Source organism: Cohnella sp. GCM10012308 (assembly GCF_042649185.1).
GTDB lineage: Bacteria > Bacillota > Bacilli > Paenibacillales > Paenibacillaceae > Cohnella.
Window position 1 is genome coordinate 24,131 of record NZ_JBHRYU010000057.1, and the last position, 6,949, is coordinate 31,079.

Genomic DNA, 6,949 nt, shown 5'->3' on the forward strand with positions numbered 1-6,949 from the left:
TCAGGAAAAAAGGCGGTGAAGTACGAAATGAAAGCTGCAAGATGGATGAGGGAATTGCCTTTGCACCTGCTGCTCCTGCCCGGCCTCGTCCTGGTGCTCGTCTACAGCTACGTGCCGATGCTGGGCGTCGTGATCGCGTTTCAGAAGTTCGCGATTTTCAGCGGCTGGTTCGGCTCGCCCTGGATCGGGCTGGACAACTTCAAGTTCGTGCTGGATATGCCGAACACCGGCCAGGTCATCTGGAACACGCTGTTTATCGCCTGCATGAAAATTATCGCGGGACTGTTCGTACCGATCGTGATCGCGTTGCTGCTCAACGAGGTGACCCGCTCGTTCATCAAGCGCGGCGTGCAAACGCTGATTTACCTGCCCCACTTCCTCTCCTGGGTCATCCTGGGCGGCATCCTGATCGATCTGCTGTCGCCGTCCGAGGGCATCGTGAACGCCATGCTGGGCAAGCTCGGCATCGAACCGATCTTTTTCCTGGCGGACAATCGCTGGTTCCCGGCCGTGCTGATCCTCTCCGACGTCTGGAAGGAGTTCGGCTTCAGCACGATCGTCTATCTGGCCGCGATCACGAGCGTGAATCCGACGCTGTACGAGGCGGCGGTCATGGACGGGGCGGGACGCTGGAAGCAGACGCGCCACATCACGCTGCCCGGTATGATGCCGATCGTCGTGCTCATGGTGACGCTGAGCCTCGGCAACGTGCTGAACGCCGGCTTCGACCAGGTGTTCAACCTGGCCAATCCGCTCGTGTACGAGAGCGGGGACATTCTCGACACGATGATCTACCGGATCGCGTTCAACGACGCGCAGTACGGCGTGGCGACGGCCGTCGGCCTGTTCAAGTCCGTCGTATCCTTCCTGCTCATATCGGTCTCCTATTGGCTGGCCTACAGGCTGGCGAACTATCGCATTTTCTAGAGAGAGGAGAGATTCCGCTTGCATCATACCTCCCCGGCCAGACGAGTGTTTCTTGTGGCGAACGCCGCGTTTCTATGCTTGCTGGCCGTCCTGTGCTTCCTGCCGCTCGTCCACGTCCTCGCGGTCTCGTTCAGCGAGAGCGCGGCGGTCGCCGCCGGACAGGTCACGTTCTGGCCGGTCGATTTTACGCTCAAATCGTACGACTTCATCATCAGCAGGCCCGAATTCATGCGCTCCTTCGTCATTACGCTCGAGCGCGTGCTGCTGGGCACCGCCATCAATATGCTGCTGACGATCATGATCGCGTATCCGTTGTCCAAGGATGTACGGACGTTTCGGATGCGCACGTTTTACGTCTGGATATTCGTCTTCACGATTCTTTTCGCAGGCGGACTTGTCCCCTGGTACATGACGATCAAGTATACGGGCCTGCTCGATTCGGTGTGGGCGCTTGTCATTCCGGGGGCCGTCCCCGTGTTTAACGTCATTCTGCTGCTCAACTTTTTCCGCGGCCTGCCCAAGGAACTGGAGGAGTCGTGCTTCATCGACGGCGCCGGCCATCTGCGCACGCTCTGGACCATCTACGTCCCGCTGTCGCTGCCGGGTCTTGCCACCGTCGGCCTGTTTACGATCGTCGGGCACTGGAACGCCTGGTTCGACGGCCTGATTCTGATGAACAAGCCGGAGCATTATCCGCTGTCCTCCTATTTGCAGACTATTATCATCAACTTCGACTTTTCTCATGTGAAGCAGGAAGACCTGTACAAGCTGGCGTCGATCTCGACCCGCACCTCCAAGGCTGCGCAGATCATCGTCGGCGCGCTGCCGATCCTGCTGGCTTATCCGTTTTTGCAAAAATACTTTGTCAAAGGCATCGTGCTGGGGAGCGTGAAGGAGTAATGAGCGACTTTTTTTATCGGCCGGCGGACGGCGTGCTGGCGGACGTCATCCCGTTTTACGAGGACGGCGAGTTCAAGCTGCTGTATCTGAAGGATTGGCGCGACAAGGAAAACTTCGGCGAAGGGACGCCCTGGTTTCTGCTGGGAACGAAGGACTTCGTAAACTATACCGAATACGGCGAGGTGCTGCCGAGAGGCGGCGAGTCGGAGCAGGACCTGTACATCTATACCGGCTGCATCCTGAAGGTCGGCGAGCTCTATCATATTTTTTACACGGGCAACAACTTCCACTATCCAGCCCAGGGCAAGCTCCAGCAGGCGGTTATGCACGCGACCAGCACCGATCTGCTTCACTGGACCAAGCTTCCGGAGGACGCCTTCTACGCGCCCGCCGACCGCTACGAGCAGCATGACTGGCGCGACCCGTTCGTCTTCTGGAACGAGGAGGCCGGGGAGTACTGGATGCTGCTGGCCGCGCGGCTCAAGGAGGGACCGGGCCGGAGGCGGGGCTGCGTCGCGCTGTGCGCCTCGAAGGATCTGAGCGGCTGGGAGGTGCGCGAGCCGTTCTGGGCGCCGTCGCTGTATACGACTCACGAATGCCCGGATCTGTTCCGGATGGGGGACTGGTGGTACCTCGTCTACTCGACGTTCTCCGATCGCACCGTCACGCACTACCGGATGAGCAAGTCGCTGGCGGGACCCTGGCTGGCGCCGGAGAACGACACGTTCGACAACCGCGCTTTTTATGCGGCGAAAACGTGGACCGACGGGGAGCGGCGCTATGCGTTCGGCTGGAACCCGACGCGGGAGGGCGAGCACGACGAAGGCACCTGGCAGTGGGGCGGCAACCTGGTCGTGCACGAGCTTGCGCAGCAGGCCGACGGCTCGCTGTCGGTGCGGATGCCGGATCCGGTGCGGTCGGCGATGGCGCGGCAGGCGGAGTTTGCGCTGCGCGAAGCCGTAGGCAGGTGGCGGATTAGCGGGGGAAGCGGGGGACGCGGAGACGCCGGAGCGGCATCGATTCGAGCGGCGGGTGCCGGCGAGAGCGGCGAGGCTGCGGATGTATGCACGGCTGCCGTCGAAGCGCCGGATTCGTTCGCGGCCGCCGCTGCGGCATCATTGCCGTCCCGATGCAGGCTGTCGGTGACCGTGACCTTCGGGCCGGACACGCGCGGCTGCGGCGTGCTGCTGCGGACGGACGAGGCGCTGGACCGGGGCTACATGATCCGTCTCGAGCCCGGACGGCAGCGTCTCGTCTTCGACCGTTGGCCGAGAAAAGGAGACATTCCCTTCGAGGTCGGTCTCGAGCGTCCCATCGCGTTGACGCCGGGCGTCGTCTGCCGGCTCGACATCGTGATCGACGGCACGGTGTGCGAGGTGTACGTCGATGAGACGGTCGCGATGAGCGCGCGGCTGTACGACCATCGAGAGGGGGGATGGGGGCTCTTCGTCAGCGAAGGCAGCGCAAGCTTCGACGCCGTATTGCTTGAACCGTAAGGCTCGGAAAGCAACGATCGGAAGGGGATGCGACGATGAACGCGAGTTGGAGCGGAAAGTGGAAGAAGACGATGATGACGGGGTTAGCCGCCGTCATGATCTGCATGGGTGCGCTCGGGGGAGGCGGACCGGCTGCGGCCGACGGTCCGGCCGTGACCTTGAACGCCTCGACGGGCGCGCTCAATTTCACCTATGGCACGGTAACGCTGGCCAAGGGGAGCGGCACTGCGCTGACCGGCATCCGGCACCGGACGCTGGGCGGCGGCAGCGGATTGTGGAACGATACGGCCGTATCCGCCTCGACCGTCAAGAAGGGACACACGACCTACGGACAAACGTGGGGCAGCGGCCAGACTCTGGCCGAGCTTGAGACGACCGTAGCGACCAAGTACGACGGCACGCTCACGATCAGCCAAAACGCCGATACGCAGACGGGCGGCATCTCGGGCGTCCAGTGGGGACTCGTCGTGCCGGATACGTACGATCTGATCCTGCCGGTGCTGGGCGGCATCCGGCTGACGGCAGAATCGCCGGACGCGGCGTACGGCTTCCAGCAGTTCGACTATCCGAACATCTGGGAAGCACAGATGTTCATCATTCAGGGCAGCGGCGGCGGCATGCTCGTTCACGGCGACGACGACGCCCGGTTTTTCAAGTCGCTGCACGTGAAGCACGAGAACGGCAACTTTTACGTCGGCGTGGAGACGTATGCGCCTGCGCCGTTCGCCCAGGTGCGCAAGGCCGTGTCCACCGGCTGGCGGCTGAAGGCCTATACGGGAGATTGGGTGAACGGGGCGACGCTGTACCGAACATGGGCGGACAAAAAGTTCGACCTGTCCAAGCTGTCGAAGCTGCAGCCGGCTTGGGCCAAGGACGTGCAGTTCACCGTACTGACGGATCTGGAGGACGCTCAGACGCTCAGCGCGCTGGCGCAGGAGGTGGAGCCGTCGCAGACGCTGCTCGTCGTGCCCGGCTGGCGCGAGGACCCGTACGACGTCGACTTCCCGGACTATACGCCGAAGGCGGGTATCGCGGCCAAGATTCAGGCGGCGCAGGCGCTCGGCTTCAAGGTCATGCTGTACGTCAACATCTTCGGCGTCGACCCGAACAATCCGGCCTTCGCGTCCATGCAGCCTTATCAGGTCAAGGATCCATTCTCGCTGCAGCCCGTTTTCTCTGAATACACCGCGGGCTCGAGTCATATCAAGTTCGCGCAGATCAACCCGGCCTCGCAGGCGTGGCGGACGTTGTTCGTCGGCAAGATGGTACAGCTCGTCCAGTCGCTCCATCCGGACGGCATTCATCTCGACCAATCGCTGCTCATGTACAACGATGCCAACGGTACGATCGACGGCCGCAATATGCTGCAGGGCAACATCGCGCTGCATCGCGAGCTGCGAGAGCAGCTTCCTTCTAATGTCGCGCTCGGCGGCGAGAGCCTGAACGAGATCACGACCCGGTACGAGTCGTTCGCGCAGCGGCATGCGTACGGCATTTTCTCGCAGACCGGCACCTGGGACGACGGCAAGATCGACCAGGTCGTGCCGGCGAGCTCGGCCATCTTCGCGCCTTATACGACCATTTACGGACACCCCGATCATGCGAATCCGCTGACCGAGGATTATTTCATCGCCTGGCACAAGGTCGTCCAGAACCGGCTCGGCGCCATTCCGATGCTGACCCGGCCGAACTACGCGCAAGTCGCGAACCCGTCGCCGCTGATGGCGCAGCTGTTCGCAGAGGCGCGCTGGTACCAGGACAACAAGCCGCAGATCGATTTCAGCCAGTGGGACGGCAATTCATTGTTCGCCTTCAAGACGGCGAGCGGGAAGTCGGCCAAGTACGAACGAGATGCGTTTGGGGAAAAGCTGACCGCTTACGGGGCCGGGAGCACGGGCGGGGACGTTGGCGTGCTGCGGTACTTGTACGGTTCGGACAGCGTGACGCTGCCGGGGCGGATACCGGGCTGGTATCTGTATGATAGCACCAAGCTGTTCGGGCTGAACCCCGACAAGACGTACCTGTACGATGCCGAGCCGCGCGACCAGGCCGCCTTCCATATCGACGGGATGCCCGCAGACGTCGCGATGAAGTCGGTGGCCGTCCATACGAATCATACCGTGCTCTCCCTGCAGGATCTGCAGCAGCCGGCGGCCGTCGACTTCTTGAACTACGCCGGTCCGATCCGCGCGGGCGAGAAGCTCGCCGACGGTACCGTGCATCAGACGGCCACGTCGTTCTCCTCTGTCGGCGGATTCTCGTATTCGTTCGCGCAAGGCGGGACCGTGCAGCACTGGGGCGATCGTATCCTGGCTCATCCGCCTTATTCGGGCGTGTGGCAGGGCGGGCATACGTGGCTTGAGTTCGACGTGACGCTGCCGGCGGACCGCACGCCGACCTTTGAGACCGGCGTCCAGCTCGGTTCGGAGGTGAACGTGGCGAGCAGCGACGGCGTGACGTTTAAGGTGTATGCCTGGGAAAAGGCGGCGCCAGCCGCTACGCGGCCGGTGCTGAGCACGCAGCAGTTCAGCCACAGCGCGACGCCGACGCCGGTATCGCTGGATCTGTCGTCGTTCAAGGGCAAGGAAGTCACGATCCGCATGGAGACGCATCCCGGCACGACGGTCGACAACGACTCCGCCGTCTGGGTGGCGCCGCATGTTGCGTTGGCGCAGACGGGCGCGGCGCGCAGCGTGGACCTGACGCTCGTCAGCCCGCGGCAGCTCGCATCCGTCGCTTCGGCGTCCGGACTGGCGACGTATACGTCGCTCGGCGCAAACCGCTATAAGATTACGGCGCCTGCGACGGATCAAGTGTATCTGATTTACAGCGCGGGCGGTGCCGTGACGTTGCCGCTGTCGCTGTCCGCGCAGCCGTTCGATTCAAACCTGCAGTTCGAGGACGGATCGACGGCGCCGCCGCAGGATCCGTTCGGCGGTAAGGTGGGCACCGGCGTCGTGCTGGGCGTGCAGAAGCAGGGGCTCGACGCGCATCCGCCGCAGCATGGACAGACCCGCGTCGACTACGTCGTGACGCTGCCTTCGGGCGGCGCGAAGCTGACCGGGTTCGCGGGCATCAAGGACGGGGCCGAGGACTCGCAGGGCGTCGGCTTCCGCGTCGCCGTAAACGGCAGCGAGCGCTGGTCCGACGATCTGCAGCCCGGCGGCGCATGGACGCCGTTCAGCGTCTCTCTTTCCGCCTATGCGGGAAAGACCGTCGTTGTCACCTTGATCACCGACTCGCTAGGCGATTACGGTTATGACTGGGCTTTCTGGGGAGAGCCGAAGCTGGAGGCGCTGCCTTAAGAGCAAATGTTGGGTGGGTAGGTACGTTTAATGAATAGCACGCCGATGAGCCGCACGGATGACCGTGCGGCTTATTGGCGTGCTTGATGGAGGAGGAGCCGGGGCGTGGAGCGAACCGTGTGGAGGCCATAGCGGAACTTACTTCCGCTGTCGGGCTCTAGGCAGTTAGTTTGGAAGGCCATAGCGGAACATATTTCACTAGTGTTGCATTAAAACTAACGCATTAAATTTTTAATCAATAAATTACTATATTTTCTATTTCGTGTTACTTTTTTCGTGGATAGGCATGAAAAAATCTCCTATTGTAGAGGTGTGTAGGTT

4 protein-coding genes are annotated in these 6,949 nt (G+C 62.1%); all 4 read left to right on the forward strand.

Annotated elements, in window-relative coordinates; translation table 11 throughout:
- Positions 1–27: 27 nt before the first annotated feature.
- From ACFOTD_RS33245 to ACFOTD_RS33260, 4 genes are read left to right on the forward strand one after another with little or no spacing between them, the layout of a single operon-like run.
- A complete protein-coding gene (locus tag ACFOTD_RS33245) occupies positions 28–927 on the forward strand; it encodes an ABC transporter permease (RefSeq protein ID WP_378124296.1) in 900 nt (299 codons plus the stop codon).
- 18 nt (positions 928–945) lie between these two features.
- Positions 946–1,827, forward strand: a complete 882-nt coding sequence (locus ACFOTD_RS33250; RefSeq protein WP_378124297.1) for a carbohydrate ABC transporter permease — start codon at positions 946–948, stop codon at positions 1,825–1,827.
- The gene (locus tag ACFOTD_RS33255; protein WP_378124298.1) at positions 1,827–3,323 is read left to right on the forward strand and encodes a family 43 glycosylhydrolase; all 1,497 of its coding nucleotides are present in this window, start codon (positions 1,827–1,829) and stop codon (positions 3,321–3,323) included. Before ACFOTD_RS33250 ends, ACFOTD_RS33255 begins: the two co-directional genes overlap by 1 nt.
- Before the next feature lie 35 nt (positions 3,324–3,358).
- Positions 3,359–6,628, forward strand: coding sequence for a DUF6259 domain-containing protein (locus tag ACFOTD_RS33260; RefSeq protein ID WP_378124299.1), 3,270 nt, complete (start codon positions 3,359–3,361; stop codon positions 6,626–6,628).
- Positions 6,629–6,949: the final 321 nt, after the last annotated feature.